Annotated in this window: 1 rRNA gene; it reads right to left on the bottom strand. The window is 52.8% G+C overall.

Features of this window, described 5'->3' with window-relative positions:
• A 23S ribosomal RNA gene (locus MFP24_RS00190) occupies positions 1-271 on the bottom strand; the annotation flags it as partial.

Below are 271 nucleotides of genomic sequence, written 5' to 3' on the forward strand. Positions count from 1 at the left end.
CTCTACCTGACCACCTGTGTCGGTTTGGGGTACGATTGACTGTTACCTGGTGCTTAGAGGCTTTTCCTGGAAGCGTAGCATCGGTTACTTCATCACCGTAGTGACTCGTCATCACGCCTCAGTGTTAACGGTGTTCCGGATTTTCCAAAAACACCCACCTTCACGCTTAAACCGGGACTACCGTCGCCCGGCCAACCTAGCTTTCTCCGTCCCCCCTTCGCAGTAACAACCAGTACGGGAATATTAACCCGTTTCCCATCGACTACGCCTT

This window comes from Brenneria tiliae (assembly GCF_023347575.1).
GTDB classification, from domain to species: domain Bacteria; phylum Pseudomonadota; class Gammaproteobacteria; order Enterobacterales; family Enterobacteriaceae; genus Brenneria; species Brenneria corticis.